Origin of the sequence: Streptomyces sp. AC512_CC834, from assembly GCF_019049325.1 — a bacterium.
Classification (GTDB): domain Bacteria; phylum Actinomycetota; class Actinomycetes; order Streptomycetales; family Streptomycetaceae; genus Streptomyces.
In genome coordinates, this window is the sequence record NZ_JAGMUO010000012.1 from 73,883 (window position 1) to 94,591 (window position 20,709).

Consider the following 20,709-nt stretch of genomic DNA (forward strand, 5'->3'; position numbering starts at 1 on the left):
TCCTCGAATGTTGCGGCGGGATGAAATCCCCGCTCGCCCGTGTTGGTGCCTTCCGGTAGATCAGATGAGCAGGACGACCGACCGGAGGGCACGGCGTGGACGCGCAACGGGGATGGGTACGACGACTGGCGGGGTACGCCTGGCGGTACCCGAAGGACGTCGTTCTCGCTCTCGGTGCGTCACTGGGCGGCATGGCCGTCATGGCCTTCGTCCCGCTGATCACCAAGGTGATCATCGACGACGTGATCGGCGACAAGACCAGGGACATGGCCGTCTGGGCCGGTCTCCTCGTCGGCGCAGCGGTCGTCGTCTACGTCCTGACGTACATCCGCCGCTACTACGGCGGCCGGCTCGCCCTCGACGTCCAGCACGACCTGCGCACCGGCATGTACGACACGATCACCCGGCTGGACGGGCGGCGGCAGGACGAGCTGTCGACCGGGCAGGTGGTCGGGCGGGCGACCAGTGACCTCCAGCTCATCCAGGGCCTGCTGTTCATGCTCCCGATGACCATCGGGAACGTCCTGCTCTTCCTGATCTCCCTCGTGATCATGGCGTGGCTGTCCCTGCCGCTCACCCTCGTCGCGCTGGCCGTCGCCCCGGCCCTGTGGTTCATCGCCCGCCGCAGCCGCACCCGCCTGCACCCCGCCACCTGGTACGCCCAGGCACAGGCCGCGGCCGTCGCCGGTGTGGTCGACGGCTCGGTGAGCGGCGTACGCGTGGTGAAGGGCTTCGGGCAGGAGGACCAGGAGACGGGGAAGCTCAGGGAGGTCGGGCGCAGGCTCTTCGCCGGGCGGCTGCGCACGATCAGGCTGAACGCCACCTACACCCCGGCCCTCCAGTCCGTCCCCGCGCTCGGGCAGGTCGCCATGCTGGCCCTCGGCGGCTGGCTGGCCGTACGCGGGCACATCACCCTCGGCACCTTCGTCGCCTTCTCCACCTACCTCGCCCAGCTCGTCGGCCCGGTCCGCATGCTCGCCATGGTGCTCACCGTCGGCCAGCAGGCCCGCGCCGGCACCGAGCGCGTCCTGGAGCTGATCGACACCGAGCCGGGCATCGAGGACGGCACGAAGACGCTGCCGGCCGACGCGCCCGCGACCGTCGAGTTCGACGACGTCGCCTTCGGCTACGCGGCGGCGTCTGCGGGGTCCGGGGAGTCCGGGGAGTCCGGGGCGTCCACGGTGTCCGCGGAGGGCAGGCCGGTCCTCGACGGGCTCTCCTTCGAGATCCGGGCCGGCGAGACCCTCGCCGTCGTCGGGTCCTCCGGTTCCGGCAAGTCCACGGTCTCGCTGCTCCTGCCGCGCTTCTACGACGTGACGCGCGGCGCCGTCCTCGTCGGCGGCCACGACGTGCGCGAGCTGACCCTCGAGTCGCTGCGGGCCGCCATCGGGCTGGTCCCCGAGGACTCCTTCCTCTTCTCCGACACCGTGCGCGCCAACATCGCGTACGGCCATCCCGACGCCACCGACGAGGAGATCGAGGCCGCCGCGCGGGCGGCGCAGGCGCACGGGTTCGTCACCGAGCTGCCCGACGGCTACGACACGACCGTCGGCGAGCACGGGCTGACCCTCTCCGGCGGCCAGCGCCAGCGCGTCGCGCTCGCCCGGGCGATCCTCACCGACCCCCGGCTGCTGGTCCTCGACGACGCCACGTCCGCCGTGGACGCCCGCGTGGAGCACGAGATCCACGAGGCGCTGAAGCAGGTCATGCGGGGCCGCACCACGCTCCTCATCGCCCACCGCCGCTCCACCCTGGGCCTCGCCGACCGCATCGCCGTCCTCGACCGCGGCCGCCTCGCCGACCTCGGCACCCACGAGGAACTCCAGCAGCGCTCCGCCCTCTACCGGCGCCTGCTCACCGACCCCGACGAGCTGGGCGGCGTCTCACCGGGGCACGCCCGGCCCGAGGCACCCGCGGAGGACACCTCCGTACGCGACGAGCTGGACGCCGAGTTCGACGCCGAACGCGGGGTCACGCCACGCCTGTGGACCGGCGACCGTACGCCCAAGGACACCGCGCTCGCCGGCACCCCCGCCACCCCGGAGCTGCTCGCCCAGGTCGACGCGCTGCCGCTGGCCGACGGGACCCCGGACATCGACGAGGCGCGGGCGGTCCGGCCCGAGTCGTCCTACGGCCTGCGGCGCCTGCTGCGCGGCTTCCGCGCACCGCTGCTGATCAGCCTCGCCCTCGTGGCCGTGGACGCGGGCATGGGGCTGCTGCTGCCGGTGCTGATCCGGCACGGCATCGACGACGGCGTCACCCAGGCCGCCCTCGGCGCGGTCTGGGCGGCCTCGCTGCTCGGACTGCTCGCCGTGCTCGCCCAGTGGACGGCGCAGACCGGCGAGATACGCATGACCGGCCGGACCGGGGAGCGGATCCTGTACTCGCTCCGCCTGAAGATCTTCGCCCAGCTCCAGCGGCTCGGCCTCGACTACTACGAGCGCGAGCTGACCGGCCGGATCATGACCCGGATGACGACGGACGTGGACGCGCTGTCGACGTTCCTGCAGACGGGGCTCGTCACCGCCTTCGTCTCGGTCGTCACCTTCTTCGGCATCCTGGTCGCCCTGCTGGTGATCGACGTGCAGCTCGCACTGATCGTCTTCGTGACCCTGCCGCCGCTGATCATCGCCACGTACTTCTTCCGCAAGGCCAGCGTGAAGGCCTACGAGCTGGCCCGGGAACGGGTGTCCACGGTCAACGCCGACCTCCAGGAGTCGGTGGCGGGACTGCGGATCGTGCAGGCCTTCGGGCGCGAGCGGGACGGCGGGCGGCGGTTCGCCGAGCGCAGCGACAGCTACCGGCAGGCCCGCATCCGCGGGCAGTGGCTGATCTCGATCTACTTCCCGTTCGTGCAGCTCCTCTCCTCGGGCGCCGCCGCGGTCGTGCTGATCGTGGGCGGCGGGCGGATCGACGACGCGACGCTGACGACCGGCGCGCTGGTGGCGTACCTCCTCTACATCGAACTGTTCTTCGCACCCGTCCAGCAGCTCTCCCAGGTCTTCGACGGCTACCAGCAGGCGTCCGTCTCCCTGGGCCGCATCCAGGAGCTGCTGCGCGAGCCGACCTCGACGCGGGCCGCCGACAAGCCGTCCGAGGTCACGTCCCTGCGCGGCGAGATCGCCTTCGAGGACGTGGACTTCAAGTACGGCGGTGACGACGCGGCGGAGACGGCCCTCACCGGCATCGACCTGCGCATCCCCGCCGGACAGACGGTCGCCTTCGTCGGCGAGACCGGCGCGGGCAAGTCGACCCTGGTGAAGCTGGTGGCCCGCTTCTACGACCCGACCGGCGGCCGGGTCACCGTCGACGGGCGGGACCTGCGCGCCCTCGACCTCACCTCCTACCGGCACCGGCTGGGCGTCGTCCCGCAGGAGGCGTACCTCTTCACCGGCACCGTCCGGGACGCCATCGCCTACGGCCGTCCGGACGCCACCGACGCCCAGGTGGAGGCGGCGGCGCGGGCGGTCGGCGCGCACGAGATGATCGCCACGCTCACGGGCGGCTACCTCCACGAGGTCGCCGAGCGGGGCCGCAACCTCTCCGCCGGACAACGGCAGTTGATCGCGCTGGCCCGCGCCGAGCTGGTCGACCCGGACGTCCTGCTCCTCGACGAGGCGACGGCGGCCCTGGACCTGGCCACGGAAGCCCAGGTCAACCAGGCCACCGACCGCGTCGCGGGACGCCGTACGACGCTCGTCGTCGCGCACCGGCTGACCACGGCCGCCCGCGCGGACCGGGTCGTCGTCATGGCCGACGGGCGGGTCGCCGAGGACGGTACACACGACGAACTGCTGGCACTCGACGGACGGTACGCGCGGCTGTGGCGGACCTTCGTCGGAGCGGCCGAACCGGAGGAGCCGGTCGGCGCGACCCGCTGACGCGCGCGGGTGACTGCCGAACGTTCGTCGAGGTGTCTGCCCCGTCAGGGTTGGGATCGTCCTGTCGGACAGCGGAGTTGTCCGGCCTACCGCCCCGAGCAGCCTGACGCCAAGCGGCGATGTCCGCAGGCGTGCGGGCACGGGGCGGCCAGGCAGCTCCGGCTGGATCCTCTGTTGACCCTGGTGTTCGCGCCCTGGTGTTCGCGCTGCTTGCTCCGATAGCTTCCGGCGGACATCTGTTTCACAGGGAGGGTGCATGCGCAAGGCGCTCAGATGGCTGCTGGCTCTCGTGGTGCTCATAGGCACCGTCAGCACGGCGGGCGCGGCCACCGCCGCCGAGCCGAAGGCCGTCGACATCAAGGACCGGCTGCTGTCCATACCGGGCATGAGCCTGATCGAGGAGAAGCCGTACACCGGCTACCGCTTCTTCGTCCTCAACTACACCCAGCCGGTGGACCACCGGCACCCGTCCAAGGGCACGTTCCAGCAGCGCATCACCGTGCTGCACAAGGACGTGAGCCGCCCGACGGTGTTCTACACCGGCGGCTACAACGTCTCCACGAACCCCAGCCGCCGCGAGCCGACCCAGATCGTGGACGGCAACCAGGTCTCCATGGAGTACCGCTACTTCACCCCGTCCCGGCCCGAGCCGGCCGACTGGTCCAAGCTGGACATCTGGCAGGCCGCCAGCGACCAGCACCGCATCTTCAAGGCCCTGAAGGGCATCTACTCGAAGAACTGGGTCTCCACCGGCGGCTCCAAGGGCGGCATGACCGCCACCTACTACGAGCGCTTCTACCCGCGCGACATGGACGGCGTCGTCGCCTACGTCGCCCCCAACGACGTGGTGAACCGCGAGGATTCGGCCTACGACCGCTTCTTCGCCGGCGTCGGCACCGAGGAGTGCCGCGACAAGCTGAACGGGGTGCAGCGCGAGGCGCTGGTGCGCCGGGCGCCGCTCGAGAAGAAGTACGCGGCGTACGCGGCCGAGAACGGCTACACCTTCGACACCATCGGCAACCTCGACCGCGCCTACGAGGCCGTCGTCCTCGACTACGTCTGGGGCTTCTGGCAGTACAGCACCCTCGCCGACTGCGCCGACATCCCGGCCGACGCCAAGAACGCCACCGACGAGGCGATCTGGGACTCCGTCAACACCATCTCCGGCTTCTCCGCGTACACCGACCAGGGTCTGGAGAGGTACACGCCGTACTACTACCAGGCGGGCACCCAGATGGGCGCACCGACGATCCACTTCCCGCACATCGAGAAGAAGTACATCCGCTACGGCTACCAGCCGCCGCGCAACTTCGTGCCCCGCTCGATCCCGATGCGGTTCGAGCCGTGGGCGATGTGGAACGTCGACCGCTGGGTGCGGCACCACGCCCGGCACATGCTGTTCGTGTACGGCGAGAACGACCCGTGGGGTGCCGAGCGCTTCCGCCTCGGCCACGGCGCGCGTGACTCCTACGTCATGACCGCGCCCGGCATGAACCACGGTGCGAACGTGGCCGGTCTGGTGCCCGACCAGAAGACACTGGCCACGGCCCGCATCCTGGACTGGGCGGGCGTCGCCTCCGCCAAGGTCCAGGAGGACCCGTCGGCGGCCAAGCCGCTGGCGACGTTCGACGCCGGGCTGGACAAGCGGGACGTCGAGCGCGAGCCGGCGCTGCGTCCGTAGCACGACCGGCACGGTGACTGTGCCCGGCCGCCGCTCACAGCGGCCGGGCACAGCCCACCGGACGGTCGCCGCCGATACGGACGTACAGGGTGGTGGAGGCGGGGCAGTCGGCCCGTTCGACGACCGCCCGGACCACCTGGTACTGCGGCTTCTTCTCCCCCGTGCCGTCGCACGAGGTCTCCCGGACCTTGCCGCCCCCTGTGTCGCCGGTGCCGACGGTGTCGCGGACGCAGTCGCCGACGATGGTGCGCGGTCCGCCCCCGGCGCCCGGATCTCCGGGGTGCGGTGGGAGGAGCTTGCGCATGCAGGCGTACCCCCGGGGCACGGTCCCGTCGCCGTCCTCGTCGGCGGAGGGGCGCTGCTCGCTGATGTGCAGCACGAAGTCGGTGGTGGCGGGGCACGGCGGTCCGGCGCTCGCCCGGCCGTCCTCCCGGGCCACGACCCGCGCCGCCGCCCGCTCGCTGTCGCAGGACACCTCGGTGGTGCTCACCGTCCCGAACGAGCTGCACTCGTCGATCGCCAGGAACACCGCCCCGTACCCGGACCGCCGCGCGTCGGCGGACGCCCCCGCCGAGACCGTCCCTTCCCCGCCGGAGTCCCCGCCCGAGTCCCCGTCCCCCGGGCCCGACAGGCCCTGGCAGCTCGTCAGCAGCACGGCGGCCAGCGCCGACAGCGCGCACCACACCCCCGCGGCCCCTCGCTCACGCATCGCCGTCCCCCCCGGATTCCCCGGTCCAGCGTGACCCGCGGCCACGGGCGCACGCCAGCCGCGCGGGAGGCTTTGCGCACAGGCGCCGGGGCCGCCCCCGGCGTGCGACGTAGCCCGCACTACGCCCCCACACCCGGCTGGGATCGGTGACGCCCGGCCAGGTCGGCTACGCCCGGCCATACCCGGCCAGGTCTGGCTAGGCCTGGTCACGCCCGGCGACGCCCGGCTAGGTCCGGCGACGCTCGGCTGGGATCGGTGACGCCCGGCCAGGTCGGCTACGCCCGGCCATGCCCGGCCACGGACTGGCTGGGACCGGTGACGCCCGGCCAGGACGGGTCAGGACGGGCCAGGACCGGTGACGCCCGGCCAGGTCGGCTACGCCCGGCCATGCCCGGCCACGGACTGGCTGGGACCGGTGACGCCCGGCCAGGACGGGTCAGGACGGGCCAGGACCGGTGACGCTCGGCTGGGATCGGTGACGCCTGGCCGGGCCCGGCCAGGCCCGGCGGCGCCCGGCCAGGCCCGGCGGCGCCCGGCCAGGCCCGGCGGCGCCCGGCTGGGATCGGCGGCGTCCGGCCAGGACCGGCGACGCCTGGTCACGCCCGGCCGGGCCCGGCTAGGTCTGGCCGCGCCCGGCTGGGATTGGTGGCGCGCGGCCAGGACGGGTCAGGACGGGCCGCGATCGGCGGCGCCCGGCCAGGACCGGCCGCGCCCGGCTACGACCGGTACGACAGCCCGTGTCCGAGTGGGAAGAGCACCGTGTCCGGATCGTCCGCGCGCACCACCGGCACGGGCAGCTTCCCGCGGGGCCGTGCCCGCCCGGCGATCACCCGGGCCGCCGCCCGCACCTCGACGTCGGTCCAGGAGTAGGCGGCGAGGAAGGCGGGGACACCGGGGAGCTGGGCCACGTCGTACGGGTTGCGGACGGCGACCGCGACGACCGGCTTCCCGGTCTCCAGCAGCCGCGCGACGAGCGTGCGCTGGCTGCTGCCCGCGGTCACGTTGTACGTGGCGACGACCACCGCGTCGGCTTCCCCGGCCGCCGCGACCGCCTGGTCGACGACGGCGGCGGAGGGCGCGGTGCCGGTGGACAGGGAGGTGGCCCTGAAGCCCAGCTCGTTCAGCTCGCCCGCGAGAACACCGGTGGGCGGCCCGGTCGTGCCCGAGGGCGAGGCCGGGTCCGCGCCCACGACGAGCACGTGGCGATGCCTCCTGCGTGACAGCGGCAGCAGCCGCTCCTCGTTGACCAGCAGCGTGGTGGTCCGTTCGGCGATCCGGTCGGCCGCGGCCAGATGACCCCGGGTGCCGACCGTGCGGTCGACGTCCCGGCGGCTGGTGCAGGCGTCCCGGAACAGCCCCAGCTTCGCCTTCAGCCGCAGCACGCGCAGGATCGATTCGTCGAGCCGAGCCTCGGTGAGCTCGCCCTCCCGTACGGCCGTCAGGACCGCGTTCCAGGCGAGCGGCAGGTCCGGCGGATTGAGCAGTTGGTCGACACCAGCCTTCAGCGCCAGCACCGGCACCCGTGCGTCGCCGTACTTGGTCCGCACGCCCTGCATGCCGAGCGAGTCGGTGACCACGACCCCGTCGTAGCCCAGTTCCTCGCGCAGGATGCCGGTGAGGATGGCGGGGGAGAGGGTGGCCGGGTCGCCGGAGTCGTCGAGCGCGGGGACCATCAGATGGGCGGTCATGATCGCGTCGATCCCGGCCTCGATCGCCGCGCGGAAGGGCGGCGCGTCCAGCTCCTCCCACTGCTCGCGGCTGTGCGTGATCACCGGGAACCCGGTGTGGCTGTCGGTGGCGGTGTCGCCGTGCCCGGGGAAGTGCTTGGCGCACGCGGCGACGCCGGACCGCTGATATCCCGTCACCTCGGCGGCCACGAGTTCAGCCACGGCGGCCGGATCGGCGCCGAAGGACCGTACGCCGATCACGGGGTTGGCCGGGTTGACGTTCACGTCGGCCACGGGGGAGTAGTCCTGGCGGATGCCCATCGCGTGCAGCTCGGCGCCCGCGATCCGGCCGAGCGTGCGGGCGTCGGAGCGCGACCCGCCCGCCCCGACGGCCATCGCGCCCGGGAAGAGGGTGGCGGGCTCGCCCACGCGGGCCACGATGCCGTGCTCCTGGTCGGTGGAGATCAGCACGGGCAGGCCGCGGGGCAGCTCCAGGGACGCCTTCTGGATGCCGTTGGACAGGTCGGCGATCTGGTGCGGGTCGCGGGTGTTGTGCGCCCAGGTGAAGTAGATGATGCCGCCGACGCGGTACTTGGTGACCAGCTCGGCCGCCGTGCGGACGCCGATCTCCTCGAGGTTGGCGTCGATGTCGGCCTGGTCGGGGTCGGTGGCCGAGTGGCCGTAGACCCGCATGACGAAGAGCTGACCGACCTTCTCCTCCAGCGTCATGCGGGAGATGAGGGTGCGGAGCTTGTCGTCGCCGGGCCCGCGGGCGTCGGCGTACGCCGTGCCGCCCCCGGCCGCCAGGGCCGCGGTGACGACCGCGGTGGCGGTGAGGACGGTACGTCTGGAGGGCTGTGCGGTGCTTCCCGTGCCGGCCGTGCTGCTGTGGTGCACGTGCGCTCCTTCCGGAGAGCTGGTGAAGGAAACTGCCAAGGAGTCACCAATATCCGGGAAGTTTCTGCCAGTCAAGGGAGCGCACACGAGTCACCCGAAGCCACGCCGGGCGAGCGGGAGGGGCCGCCGCCGGCGCAGGGAGGGGTCGCGCCGACGACGGCGTGCGGGCCGGCCGCGGTACGGCGGAGAGGTGGGTCGGCGATCGCAGCCGGCAGCGAGGCCGACACCGCACCGCGAAGACTCGCCCGGCGACGCACGCATTGGACGACCGCGACGGGGGGTCGGTTCCCGGCCGGGCGCGGTTCCCCAAGTCGGTGCGGGCGGGGCAGGCGGGGCGGGTGGGAGCGGGTGGGATACGTGATCCCGGCGCGGGTGGGCGTCGGCCGGGGCGGGGTGTCGGCGCGGTGCGTGGGTGTGGCCGGGACGGGGGCGCCGCCGCGGTACGTGGGTGTGGCCAGGGCGGGGTGAGTGAGGCGCGCGGAGTCGGGCGGGCGGGACGGACGGTTGTCGGCCGCGACCGGCCGCCAGGAATTCGCTGGACGGCCCGCGGCCCCCACTGAAGAATCCGTCCGATGACATTCACCCTGAACGCCCCGGTCCTAGAAGGCACGCTGGTACGACTGGAGCCGCTGGGCCACCGGCACGCGGCCGATCTGGCGCAGGCGGCGGCGGAGGACCGCGGCACCTACGCGTACACGTGGGTGCCGGGGGCCGACGAGGTCGGCGCGTACATCGACGCCCAGTTGGCCCGGGCGGCCACGGGACGGCTGGCGCCCTACGCGCAGGTGTCCCGCGCCACCGGCCGGGCGGTCGGCGCCACCTCCTACTGGGAACCCCGCTCCTGGCTCACGGACGACGCGCTCGACGCCGTCGAGGTCGGCTTCACCTGGCTCGCCCGCTCCACGCAGGGCACGGGCGTGAACGCCGAGGCCAAGCTGCTCCTGTTCCGCCACGCCTTCGAGGTCTGGCAGGTGTCCCGGGTCGACCTGAAGACCGACGCCCGCAACGCCCGTTCCCGCGCCGCGATCGAGAAGACCGGCGCCCGCTTCGAGGGCGTCCTGCGCAACTGGTCCCGCTCCTCGGCGCCGGGCGAGGAGGGCCGGCTGCGCGACTCCGCGATCTACTCCATCACGGCGGCGGAGTGGCCGGGCTGCCGGGAGGGGCTGGAGCGCCGGGTGGGCTCGGCGGCGGTTTCGTCCGGGCTCACGCCGCGTCCGTGAGGAGCCGCGCGAGGTGCTCCCGGCCGCCCGCCAGCAGCCCGGGCAACGGGGCGGCCGACTCGTACCACCGCTTCTCGTACTCCCAGCACAGCCAGCCGTCCCAGCCGTGCCGGGAGAGCACGTCCACCACCTCGGTGAGCGGCAGGACGCCGGCGCCCAGCGGCAGTGGAGTGGTGTCGTCGGCGGAGGCGATGTCCTTGACCTGGACGTAGCCCAGGTGCGGGGAGAGCGCCGCGTACGAGTCGGAGGGCTGCTCGCCGCCCAGCCAGGTGTGCATCACGTCCCACAGGGCGCCGACCTGAAGGTGCCCGACCAGCCCGAGGACGCGCATCGCGTCGGCGCCGGTGCGGTGCGAGTCGTGGGTCTCCAGCAGGATGCGTACGCCGAGCTCGGCGGCGTACTCGGCGGCCGTCCCCAGTCGCCGGGCGGCCACCGCGTCGGCCTCCTCGGCGCTCTGCTCGGTGCCGCCGCCGGGGAAGACCCGGACGTACGGGGCGCCCAGGTCACGGGCGAGATCGAGCAGGTCGCGCACCTCGGCGATCACGGCGTCGTCGTCACCGGGCGCGGCGACCCGCGCGTACCCCGCCAGGCCCAGCGGCTCGACACCCGCCGCCTTGAACTCGGCCGCCACCGCAGCCCGTTCGCCGGGCGTCAGGCCCGGGTGCACCGGTTCCTCCGGATGGGCGCGCAACTCCACCCCGTGGTAGCCGTACGCGGTCGCGAGCCCCAGCACATCGGTCAGGGGCAGGCCGGGAACACCGAGGGTGGAGAACGCCAGCTTCATGACCCCGGAGCGTACCCGCCACCACGCCCCGCACTCCTGCCCGTCGCTTCGGTGTCGCGGGGGAGCAACCCCGGCCCGTCACATCACGACGCAGGCGGGGCACTCTCAGCCCGGTGCCCGGTCACATCACGACGCAGGCCGGCAATCCCAGCCCGTCCGGCGCTTGAGGACGAGGCCGTCCAGGCCGAAGCGGGGGTCTGGGGGCGGCAGCCCCCAGCAGCGCCCACCCCAACGCGGGCCACCGCGAAACCAACGGCCGGTATCAAACCCGCGGCCGTCCGGAGGACCCCCGCACCATCAACTCCCCCCGCACCGTGGCGATCCCGCCCACCGGTGCCTCCTCCCGCCCCATCGCGACCCGCCCCGCCCGCGCCCCCGCCTCCGCCAGCGGCAGCCGGACCGTCGTCAGCGCGGGCACCGCGTCGATGCTGAACGGCAGGTCGTCGAAGCCGGCCACGGACACGTCGTCAGGGATCCGCAGCCCCGAGTCGCGCAGCGCCGCGCACGCGCCCAGCGCGACGGAGTCGTTCGCGGCGACGACCGCGGTCAGCGTCGGGTCCCGGCGCAGCAGCTCCAGCGTCGCCTCGTAACCGGCCTGCCGGTCGTAGCGGCCGTGGACCGTCCAGCGGGGATCCTCCTCGATGCCGTGCGCGGCGAGCGCGGTGCGGTGGCCCTCCAGCCGGTGCCGGGTCGTGGTCCGTTCCTCCGGACCCGCGATGTAGCCGAGCCGCCGGTGCCCGAGGCCGATGAGATGCTCGGTCAGTTCCCGGCCGCCCCCGCGGTTGTCGAAGGTCAGCGCGATCGCCCCGGTGTCCGGCGCCGGCGGCCGCCCGCACAGCACCACCCGCGTCCCGGCCTCCGTGAGCTTGCGCAGCTTCGCCGCCACGGCAGCCTGGTGGACCGCGTCCTCCATCGCGCCACCGGTCAGCACGACGGCCGCCGCCCGCTGGCGTTGCAGCAGCGTGAGGTAGGTCAGCTCGCGTTCCGGGGTGCCGCCGGTGTTGCAGACCACGGCGAGTCTCTCGCCGCCCGCTCTGCCGCCGGGGCCCCCGATCTCGGACTGGACGGCGCCGGCCATGATGCCGAAGAAGGGGTCGGCGATGTCGTTGACCAGGATGCCCACCAGGTCGGACGTCGCCGCGGCCAGCGCGCTCGCGGGGCCGTTGAGGACGTAGTCCAGCTCGTCGACCGCCTTGAGCACCCGCTCCCGGGTGGAGGCGGCCACGGGATAGTTCCCGTTCAGCACGCGCGACACCGTCGCGGGGGAGACCTGGGCGCGGGCCGCCACGTCCGCCAGTGTCACCGTCATGTCCTCGTCCTCCGCATCGCGCGTGTGTCTGTGCCGAACGCCGTTCCCGGGTGACCTTACGGCCACGCCTCGCCGTCGTTCGCCCCCTCGAACAACTCACCCCGGCTGCGGTCTTGTCCAGACCACTGTTCACAGGCTAGCTTCGTTATACATAGAAAGCGCTTGCTGTATGGCTCGATCCGTAGCTTGCGGCATGGCTCGTACGAAGGGAATGACGTGACACGCAAGACGGTGCGTATCGCCATGAACGGCGTGACCGGGCGCATGGGCTACCGCCAGCACCTGGTCCGCTCCATCCTGGCGCTGCGCGAACAGGGCGGCCTCGACCTCGGCGACGGCACCGTGCTGTGGCCGGAGCCGGTCCTGGTGGGCCGCCGCGAGCACGCGCTGCGGGCGCTGGCCGACCGGCACGGGCTCGACGCCATCTCCACGGACCTGGACGCGGTCCTCGCCGACGACGGCATCGACATCTACTTCGACGCCCAGGTGACCTCCGCCCGCGAGGAGTCGATCAAGAAGGCGATCGCCGCGGGCAAGCACGTCTACACCGAGAAGCCGACGGCCACCGGCCTGGACGGCGCCCTGGAACTCGCCCGCCTCGCCGGGGCGAAGGGCATCAAGCACGGCGTCGTCCAGGACAAGCTCTTCCTGCCCGGCCTGCGCAAGCTCAAGCGCCTCATCGACGGCGGCTTCTTCGGCCGGATCCTGTCCGTGCGCGGCGAGTTCGGCTACTGGGTCTTCGAGGGCGACTGGCAGGAGGCCCAGCGCCCCTCCTGGAACTACCGCACCGAGGACGGCGGCGGCATCGTCGTCGACATGTTCCCGCACTGGGAGTACGTCCTGCACGAGCTGTTCGGCCGCGTGAAGTCCGTCCAGGCCCTCACCGCCACCCACATCCCCGAGCGCTGGGACGAGAACGGCAAGCCCTACGACGCCACCGCCGACGACGCCGCCTACGGCGTCTTCGAACTCGACGGCGGCACGATCGCGCAGATCAACTCCTCCTGGGCCGTCCGCGTCAACCGCGACGAACTGGTCGAGTTCCAGGTCGACGGCACCGAGGGCTCCGCGGTCGCCGGACTGCGGGGCTGCCGCGTCCAGCACCGCTCCGCCACCCCCAAGCCGGTCTGGAACCCGGACATCCCCGCCACCGAGGCCTTCCGCGACCAGTGGCAGGAGGTCCCCGACAATGGCGACTTCGACAACGGCTTCAAGGCCCAGTGGGAGCTGTTCCTGCGCCACGTCTACGCCGACGCCCCCTACCACTGGGACCTGCTGGCCGGCGCCCGCGGCGTCCAGCTCGCCGAACTGGGCCTGAAGTCCTCCGCCGAGGGCCGCCGCTTCGACGTACCGGAGATCGCCCTGTGACCCTCCACCTCCCCGACGCGCACGGCAACCTGCGCGCCCACGAACCGCGCACCGAGCCTCTGGCCTTCTCCGGGGGAAGCGCTTTCACCTCTCGTACGGTCTTCTCGGCCGCGCACGTCGTCGCCGACCCGTACGCGGACACCACCCCCGACGGGCCCGCCGCCGTCGACTGGGACGCCACCCTCGCCTTCCGCCGCCACCTGTGGTCCCACGGACTCGGCGTCGCCGAGGCGATGGACACCGCCCAGCGCGGCATGGGCCTGGACTGGGCCGGGGCGGCCGAGCTGATCCGCCGTTCCGCAGCCGAGGCGAGGGCGACCGGCGGCCGCATCGCGTGCGGCGTCGGCACGGACCAGCTCACCGCCACCGCCGCCGGTACCGCCACCGCCACCACCACCGCCGAGGTCCGGACGGCGTACGAGGAACAACTGGCCGTCGTGGAGGAGTCCGGCGCCCAGGCCATCCTGATGGCCTCCCGCGCCCTCGCCGCGACCGCGAAGGGCCCGGAGGACTACCTGGAGGTCTACGGCCACCTCCTGCGCCAGGCCGCCGAACCGGTGATCCTGCACTGGCTGGGCCCGATGTTCGACCCGGCCCTGGAGGGCTACTGGGGCTCGTCCGACCTCGACGCGGCGACGGACACCTTCCTGGAGGTCATCGCCGCCCACCCCGACAAGGTCGACGGCATCAAGGTCTCCCTCCTGGACGCCCAGCGCGAGATCGACCTGCGCCGCCGCCTGCCGCAGGGCGTGCGCTGCTACACCGGCGACGACTTCAACTACCCCGAGCTGATCGCGGGCGACGACCACGGCTTCAGCCACGCCCTGCTGGGCATCTTCGACCCGCTGGGCCCACTGGCCGCCGAGGCGGTCCGCGTCCTGGACACGGGCAACACGGACGGCTTCCGCGCCCTCCTCGACCCCACCGTCGAACTCTCCCGCCACCTCTTCCGGGCTCCCACCCGCTACTACAAGACGGGCGTGGTCTTCCTCGCCTGGCTGTCCGGCCACCAGAGCCACTTCACGATGGTCGGCGGCCTCCAGTCGGCCCGCTCCCTGCCGCACCTCGCCCGCGCCTACGAACTCGCCGACGGCCTGGGCCTGTTCCCGGACCCGAAGCTCGCCGAGGAGCGCATGCGGAACCTGCTGAGCCTGTACGGAGTGGACCAGTGAGCGACGACGACACCAAGCCCGACCTGAGCCGCTTCAGCATCAACCAGATGACGGTCAAGCAGCTCTCCCTGCCCGAACTGACCACCGCATGCCGCGAACTCGGCATCGGCAACCTCGGCCTGTGGCGCGAACCCGTCCAGGCCTACGGCGTCGAGGCGGCCGCCAAACTGGTCCGCGACGCCGGCCTGAACGTCACCACCCTCTGCCGCGGCGGCTTCCTCACGGCCGTCGATCCGGACGAGCGTGCGAACGCCCTGGCCGACAACCGCCGAGCCGTCGACGAGGCCGCCACCCTCGGCACCGACACCCTCGTCCTGGTCTCCGGCGGCCTCCCGCCCGGCGACAAGGACCTGCGCGCCGCCCGCGAACGCATCGCCGACGCGCTGGCCGAGCTGGGCCCCTACGCCGAACAGCACGGCGTACGCCTCGCCATCGAGCCGCTGCACCCCATGTACGCCTCCGACCGCTGTGTGGTCTCCACCCTCACCCAGGCCCTGGACCTCGCGGAACGTTTCCCGGCCCACCAGGTCGGCGTCACCGTCGACACGTACCACATCTGGTGGGACGACCGGGCCCCCGGCCAGATCGCCCGCGCGGGCGCGTGCGGCCGCATCCACACCTTCCAGCTCGCCGACTGGACCACCCCCCTGCCCGAGGGCGTCCTCAACGGCCGCGGCCAGATCGGCGACGGCGCGATCGACATGCGGGAGTGGAGGGGATACGTGGAGGCGGCCGGGTACACCGGCGCCATCGAGGTCGAGCTGTTCAACGAGGGGCTGTGGGCGCGCGACGGGCGTGAGGTGCTGGCCGAGACGGCGGCACGGTTCGCCGCGCACGCGGGGGACGCGGGAGACGTGGGCGGCGCGGGCGGCGCGGTCGGCGCGGGGCCCGAAAAATAATCCCGGCGACCCGTGCAACCCTTTCGCGGGACGGCGGGTCGTACTTGGCATCAGAGCTCCCGTGGGGGTACCCGGGGGGGAATTCACGGGGTTCTGAAGGGGAGGGGAAACCCGAGAGGGCCCGGTCGACGGACCGGGCCCTCTCGAATTATGTCCGGGGCTGTCAGAAGAAGACCCCGCACCGCAGCAGTACGTTCGCGTACGGCCGGGCCTCCCCGGTGCGGACGATCAGGCGCGCGCCCGCCGACAGCTCCTTCAGCCGCTCGTGCGGGACGAGTTCGAGCGCGGGGAAGTGCCGGTCGAGCAGCGCGGTGGCGTCCGCGTTGGCGGCGCGGACCTCCGTCGCCGCCGTCGCGCCCTCGACGACCAGCTCGGCCAGCAGGCCGTCCAGCACCTCCGCGAAGCCCGGCACCCCGGCCCGGAAGGCCAGGTCGACGACGCGCGGCCCGTCGGGGACGGGCATCCCCGCGTCGCACACCAGGACGCCGTCCCCGTGCCCCAGCTCGGCGAGGGCCCCCGCGAGATGGCGGTTGAGTATGCCTGCCTTCTTCACAGCGCCCCGGCCTCCAGTGCCTCGGCCTCCGCCGCCGTCGGGTACGACTCCTGCGCGCCCGCCTTCGTGACCGCCGCCGCGCCCACCCGGGCCGCGTAGGCCGCCGCTTGGGCGAGCGACTCGCCGGTGCCGAGGCGCCAGGCCAGCGCCGCGGTGAAGGCGTCGCCCGCGCCCGTCGTGTCCACGGCCGCCACCTTCACGGACGGCACCCGGACCACGCCCTGGGCCGCCGACGCGACCAGCGCGCCCTCGGCGCCCAGGGTCACGACCACCGAGCGCGGGCCCTTGGCCAGCAGGACGCGGGCCCAGTCCTCGGGGCGCTCGCCGACCAGCGAGTCCCCGAGGATCACCTTCGCCTCGTGCTCGTTGACGATCAGCGGGTCGCAGGCGGCCAGCACCTCCTGCGGCAGGGGGCGCGGCGGTGACGGGTTCAGCACGAAGCGGCTGTCCGGCGCGAGCGAGCGGACCACCTCCACGACCGTCTCCAGCGGGATCTCCAACTGCGCGGAGACCACCCGGGAGGCGTGGAAGAGGCTGGCCGCGGCACGCACGTCCCCCGGTGCCAGCCGGCCGTTGGCGCCCGGCGAGACCACGATGCTGTTGTCCCCGGACGGGTCGACGGTGATCAGCGCGACACCGGTCGGGGCCCCGCCCACCAGCACACCGACCGTGTCGACGCCGGCCGCCCGCTGCGAGTCCAGCAGCAGCCGGCCGTAGTCGTCGTCGCCGACCCGGGCCAGCAGGGCCGTACGGGCACCGAGCCGGGCGGCGGCGACGGCCTGGTTGCCGCCCTTGCCGCCCGGGTGGACGGCCAGGTCGGAGCCGAGCACCGTCTCGCCCGCCGCCGGCCGCCGCTCGACACCGATCACCAGGTCGGCGTTGGCCGACCCGACGACCAGCAGGTCGTAGTCGTACATCAATCGTTCTCCGATTCGAGTGATTCCCGCTGGCTTCCGCCGGGTCCCGATGGCCGGTCTCAGCCCTCGAAGGGCCGGTCTCAGCCCTCGAAGCCGGCCACGTTCTCCTTTGTGACCACCTTCACCGGCACCTTCACCGTCTTCTCCACCTTCTTGTCCTCGGCAGCCCGCACCGCGTTCTGTACTGCGATCCTGCCCAGTTCCTTCGGCTGCTGCGCCACGGACGCGTACAACGTGCCCTCCTGGACCGCCTCCAGCCCGTCCGGGGTGCCGTCGAAGCCGACGACCTGGACCGACTTGCCGGCCTTGGAGCCCAGCGCCTTGATCGCGCCGAGTGCCATCTCGTCGTTCTCCGCGAAGACGCCGTCGATGTCGGGGTGCGCCTGGAGCAGGTTCGTCATCACGTCCAGGCCCTTGGTGCGGTCGAAGTCCGCGGGCTGCTTGGCGACGACCTTGATGCCCGGGTACTCCTTCAGCCCGGCCGCGAAGCCCGCCCCGCGCTCCCGGCTGGCGGAGGTGCCGGCCTGGCCCTGGAGGATGACGATGGTGCCCCTGCCGCCGAGCTTCTCGGCGAGCGCCTTGGCGCCCAGTTGACCGCCCTCGACGTTGTCGGAGGCGACCAGCGCGGACGTGTCCGCCTTGTTGACGCCGCGGTCCACGGCGATGACGGGGATGTCGTCCTTGTTCGCCAGGAGCACCGAGGGGCCCGCCGCGTCGGAGTCCACCGGGTTGACGATGATCGAGGACAGGCTCCCGCTGACGAAGTTCTGTAGCTGGTTGGCCTGCTGGGAGGCGTCGTTCTGGGCGTCCGTGACGGTCAGGTCCACGCCCAGCTTCTTCGCCTCCTCCTGCGCTCCGTCCTTGATCTGCACGAAGAACGGGTTGTTGAGGGTCGACAGCGACAGCCCGATCTTCTGGTTCTTGCCGTCCGAGGAGTCGTTGTGCAGCAGCGAGGTCGCGCCGACGACGGCCACCGCGACAACGGCCGCGATCACGTACGTGAGTGCCTGCTTGCCCTTGCCGCTCCCGCCCCCGCTCCCACCGGCCCCGGCCGCCGGCGTGACCGCGCCCGCCTTGCGCCGCAGCGTGTCGAAGAGCACCGCCAGCGCGATGACGACACCGATGACGACCTGCTGCCAGAACGCGGAGACGGACAGCAGGTTGAGGCCGTTGCGCAGCACCGCCAGTATCAGCGCTCCGACGAGCGTGCCGGACGCCTTGCCCGTGCCGCCCGCCAGCGAGGCACCGCCGATGACGACGGCGGCGATGGCGTCCAGCTCGTAGCCCTGCGCGGCCTGCGGCTGCGCGGAGGAGAGCCGGGAGGCGAGCACGATGCCCGCGGCGGCGGCGAACAGACCGGAGAAGGCGTAGATGGCGAGCTTCTGCCGCTTCACCCGCAGCCCGGACAGCCGCGCGGCCTCCTCGTTGCCGCCGATGGCGTACATGGACCGGCCGATGTAGGTCCGCCCGAGTACGAAGGCGGTGATCAGCCCCATCACGATCATCACGAGGACCGGCACGGGCAGCCACCCGCCGAGCGTGTCACCGAGGTGCGAGACCGAGTCGGGGAAGTCGATCGGCGAGCCCTGCGAGACGACCAGCGACAGACCGCGGCCCACCGACAGCATGGCGAGCGTCGCGATGAACGGCGGCAGCTTCCCGTACGAGATGAGGAAGCCGTTGACCAGGCCGCACGCGATGCCGGTCGCGATGGACAGCAAAACCGCAAGCGCGACCGGTATCCCGGCCTCGGTGGCGCTCCACGCCAGCACGGTGGCCGACAGCGCGGCGACCGAGCCGACCGACAGGTCGATGCCCGCCGAGACGATGACGAAGGTGACGCCGAAGGCGAGGATCGCGGTGACGGCGGCCTGGACACCGACGTTGAGGAGGTTGTCGGCGGTCAGGAAGTCCCCGGACAGCGCCGACATGGCGATGACGAGGACGATCAGCGCGGTGAGCGCGCCGTTGTCGAGCAGCAGGCGGCGCAGCCCGCCCATGGCGCCGCCCTGCGCGCCCGGCTTGCTCTTGAGCGTGTCAGTGGCCACGGGAGGCCTCCGTTCCGTCTGTTCCGTCTGTTCCGTCTGTGGCGTCTGTGCCGTTGGTGTGAGTGCTGACGGCGAGGGCCATCACGGCGTCCTGGGTGGCCTGTTCGGCGGGGAGTTCACCCGCGACGCGCCCCTGCGCCATCACGACCACCCGGTCGCTCATGCCGAGCACCTCGGGCAGATCGCTCGAGATCATGAGTACGGCGGCACCGGCGGCCGTCAGTTCGTTGATGAGCTGGTAGATCTCGACCTTGGCGCCGACGTCGATGCCGCGCGTCGGCTCGTCGAGGATCAGCACCTTGGTGTTCGCCAGCAGCCACTTGCCGATGACGACCTTCTGCTGGTTGCCGCCGGACAGCGTCCGCGCGTGCTGCCCGAGCCCGGCCATCCGCACCCCGAGCTGCCCGGCGATCCGCTCGGCCGCCGCGTGCTGCCCCTTGAGGTCGACGAGCCCGCCGCGGGCGCTGGACCGGAGGGTGACGAGACCGAGGTTGTCCTCGACGGAGGCGTCGAGCACCAGCCCCTGCCCCTTGCGGTCCTCGGGCACGAGCCCGATCCCGGCGGCCATGGCGGCGTTCACGTCGTGGCGCCGGAGCGCGGTGCCCGCGACGTGCACGGTCCCCGCGTCGTACGGGTCGGCCCCGAACACCGCCCGGACCACCTCCGTCCGCCCGGCCCCGACCAGCCCCGCGATGCCGACGACCTCACCGGCCCGCACCTCGAAACCGACGTCGTGGAAGACACCGTCCCGGGTGAGCCCCTCCACCTTGAGCAGGGGCTCACCGGCGTCGGTGCGCTCGCGCGGGTACTGCTGCTCGATGGAACGGCCGACCATGAGCCGTACCAGTTCGTCCTCGGGCGTGCCGGCGGGCACCTGCCCGACACTGCGCCCGTCCCGGATCACGGTGACCCGGTCCCCGAGGGCGGCGATCTCCTCCAGGTGATGCGTGATGAACACGATCCCGACGCCGTCCTCGCGCAGCCGCCGCACGATGGCGAACAGCTTCTCGACCTCGTCGGAGGTGAGCACGGCGGTCGGCTCGTCCATGATCAGCACGCGCGCGTCGAGGCTGAGCGCCTTGGCGATCTCGATCATCTGCAGCCGGGCGATGCCGAGTTCACGCACCCGCGCGCGGGGAGACACATTGACCCCCACCCGCTTCAGCAGCACCTCGGCGTCGGCGTCCATCCGCTTCCGGTCGATCATGCCGAGGCGGCGCGGCTGGCGGCCCAGGAAGATGTTCTCGGCGACCGTCAGATCGGGGACGAGGTTGAACTCCTGGTAGATGGTGGCGATCCCGAGGCGCTCGGAGTCCTGCGCACCGTGGATGCGCACCTCCTCGCCACCGGCCAGGATCCGCCCGGTGTCGGGCGTGTAGGCGCCGGAGAGCATCTTGATGAGGGTGCTCTTGCCCGCGCCGTTCTCACCGAGGAGCACGTGCACCTCGCCCCGGCGCAGGTCGAAGTCGACGCTGTCGAGCGCGACCACGCCGGGGAAGGTCTTGCGGATGCCCTCGATGCGCAGCAACTCGTCCGGACTGCGGCTGCTCACGGCGTACTCCTTTGTACGGGGGACGGGGATGGGGACGGGGCCTGGTCGGGGT

General features: G+C 72.6%; 14 protein-coding genes. 6 read left to right on the forward strand and 8 right to left on the reverse strand.

The genetic code is table 11. The annotated features are described in order from the left end of the window. Positions 1–95 precede the first annotated feature (95 nt). Positions 96–3,881 (forward strand): ABC transporter ATP-binding protein, encoded by a 3,786-nt coding sequence (locus KUM40_RS03320; protein ID WP_217162609.1) that lies wholly within the window; start codon positions 96–98, stop codon positions 3,879–3,881. 256 nt (positions 3,882–4,137) lie between these two features. Next, the gene (locus tag KUM40_RS03325; protein WP_217162611.1) at positions 4,138–5,562 is read left to right on the forward strand and encodes a S28 family serine protease; all 1,425 of its coding nucleotides are present in this window, start codon (positions 4,138–4,140) and stop codon (positions 5,560–5,562) included. 34 nt (positions 5,563–5,596) lie between these two features. On the opposite strand, the gene KUM40_RS03330 is transcribed toward KUM40_RS03325, so the two are convergent. Together KUM40_RS03330 and KUM40_RS03335 are read right to left on the reverse strand one after the other, a co-directional pair. After that, positions 5,597–6,271 carry a hypothetical protein gene (locus KUM40_RS03330; protein ID WP_217162613.1) on the reverse strand — a complete coding sequence of 225 codons (675 nt, stop codon included), beginning with the start codon at positions 6,269–6,271 and terminating at the stop codon, positions 5,597–5,599. Between the two features lie 716 nt (positions 6,272–6,987). Further along, a complete protein-coding gene (locus KUM40_RS03335; RefSeq protein ID WP_217162615.1) occupies positions 6,988–8,835 on the reverse strand; it encodes a glycoside hydrolase family 3 protein in 1,848 nt (615 codons plus the stop codon). 572 nt (positions 8,836–9,407) lie between these two features. Here KUM40_RS03335 and KUM40_RS03340 point away from each other — a divergent pair. After that, entirely contained in the window at positions 9,408–10,055 is a 648-nt protein-coding gene (locus KUM40_RS03340; RefSeq protein WP_217162618.1) for a GNAT family N-acetyltransferase, read from the forward strand. On the opposite strand, the gene KUM40_RS03345 is transcribed toward KUM40_RS03340, so the two are convergent. Then, positions 10,039–10,839, reverse strand: coding sequence for a sugar phosphate isomerase/epimerase (locus KUM40_RS03345; protein WP_217162620.1), 801 nt, complete (start codon positions 10,837–10,839; stop codon positions 10,039–10,041). The two genes, KUM40_RS03340 and KUM40_RS03345, sit on opposite strands and share 17 nt — an antisense overlap. A gap of 262 nt (positions 10,840–11,101) precedes the next feature. Beyond that, positions 11,102–12,148 (reverse strand): LacI family DNA-binding transcriptional regulator, encoded by a 1,047-nt coding sequence (locus tag KUM40_RS03350; RefSeq protein ID WP_217162627.1) that lies wholly within the window; start codon positions 12,146–12,148, stop codon positions 11,102–11,104. Positions 12,149–12,364: 216 nt separating this feature from the next. Between KUM40_RS03350 and KUM40_RS03355 the strand changes: the two genes are divergently transcribed. From KUM40_RS03355 to KUM40_RS03365, 3 genes are read left to right on the forward strand one after another with little or no spacing between them, the layout of a single operon-like run. Continuing rightward, positions 12,365–13,516 carry a Gfo/Idh/MocA family protein gene (locus KUM40_RS03355; RefSeq protein ID WP_217162629.1) on the forward strand — a complete coding sequence of 384 codons (1,152 nt, stop codon included), beginning with the start codon at positions 12,365–12,367 and terminating at the stop codon, positions 13,514–13,516. Next, positions 13,513–14,688, forward strand: a complete 1,176-nt coding sequence (locus KUM40_RS03360; protein ID WP_217162630.1) for a dihydrodipicolinate synthase family protein — start codon at positions 13,513–13,515, stop codon at positions 14,686–14,688. Before KUM40_RS03355 ends, KUM40_RS03360 begins: the two co-directional genes overlap by 4 nt. 47 nt (positions 14,689–14,735) lie before the next feature. Beyond that, a complete protein-coding gene (locus tag KUM40_RS03365; protein WP_217162644.1) occupies positions 14,736–15,587 on the forward strand; it encodes a sugar phosphate isomerase/epimerase in 852 nt (283 codons plus the stop codon). Positions 15,588–15,750: 163 nt separating this feature from the next. Here KUM40_RS03365 and rbsD read toward each other — a convergent pair whose 3' ends face one another. From rbsD to KUM40_RS03385, 4 genes are all read right to left on the reverse strand, one after another. Continuing rightward, a complete protein-coding gene (rbsD, locus tag KUM40_RS03370; RefSeq protein ID WP_217162632.1) occupies positions 15,751–16,140 on the reverse strand; it encodes a D-ribose pyranase in 390 nt (129 codons plus the stop codon). After that, complete coding sequence (locus KUM40_RS03375) at positions 16,137–17,057, reverse strand: ribokinase (protein ID WP_217162634.1); 921 nt, start codon at positions 17,055–17,057, stop codon at positions 16,137–16,139. The genes rbsD and KUM40_RS03375 overlap by 4 nt, the downstream gene beginning before the upstream one ends. Positions 17,058–17,137: 80 nt before the next feature. Continuing rightward, positions 17,138–19,105 carry a substrate-binding domain-containing protein gene (locus tag KUM40_RS03380; RefSeq protein ID WP_217162636.1) on the reverse strand — a complete coding sequence of 656 codons (1,968 nt, stop codon included), beginning with the start codon at positions 19,103–19,105 and terminating at the stop codon, positions 17,138–17,140. Further along, positions 19,095–20,657 (reverse strand): sugar ABC transporter ATP-binding protein, encoded by a 1,563-nt coding sequence (locus KUM40_RS03385; RefSeq protein WP_217162638.1) that lies wholly within the window; start codon positions 20,655–20,657, stop codon positions 19,095–19,097. The genes KUM40_RS03380 and KUM40_RS03385 overlap by 11 nt, the downstream gene beginning before the upstream one ends. Positions 20,658–20,709: the final 52 nt, after the last annotated feature.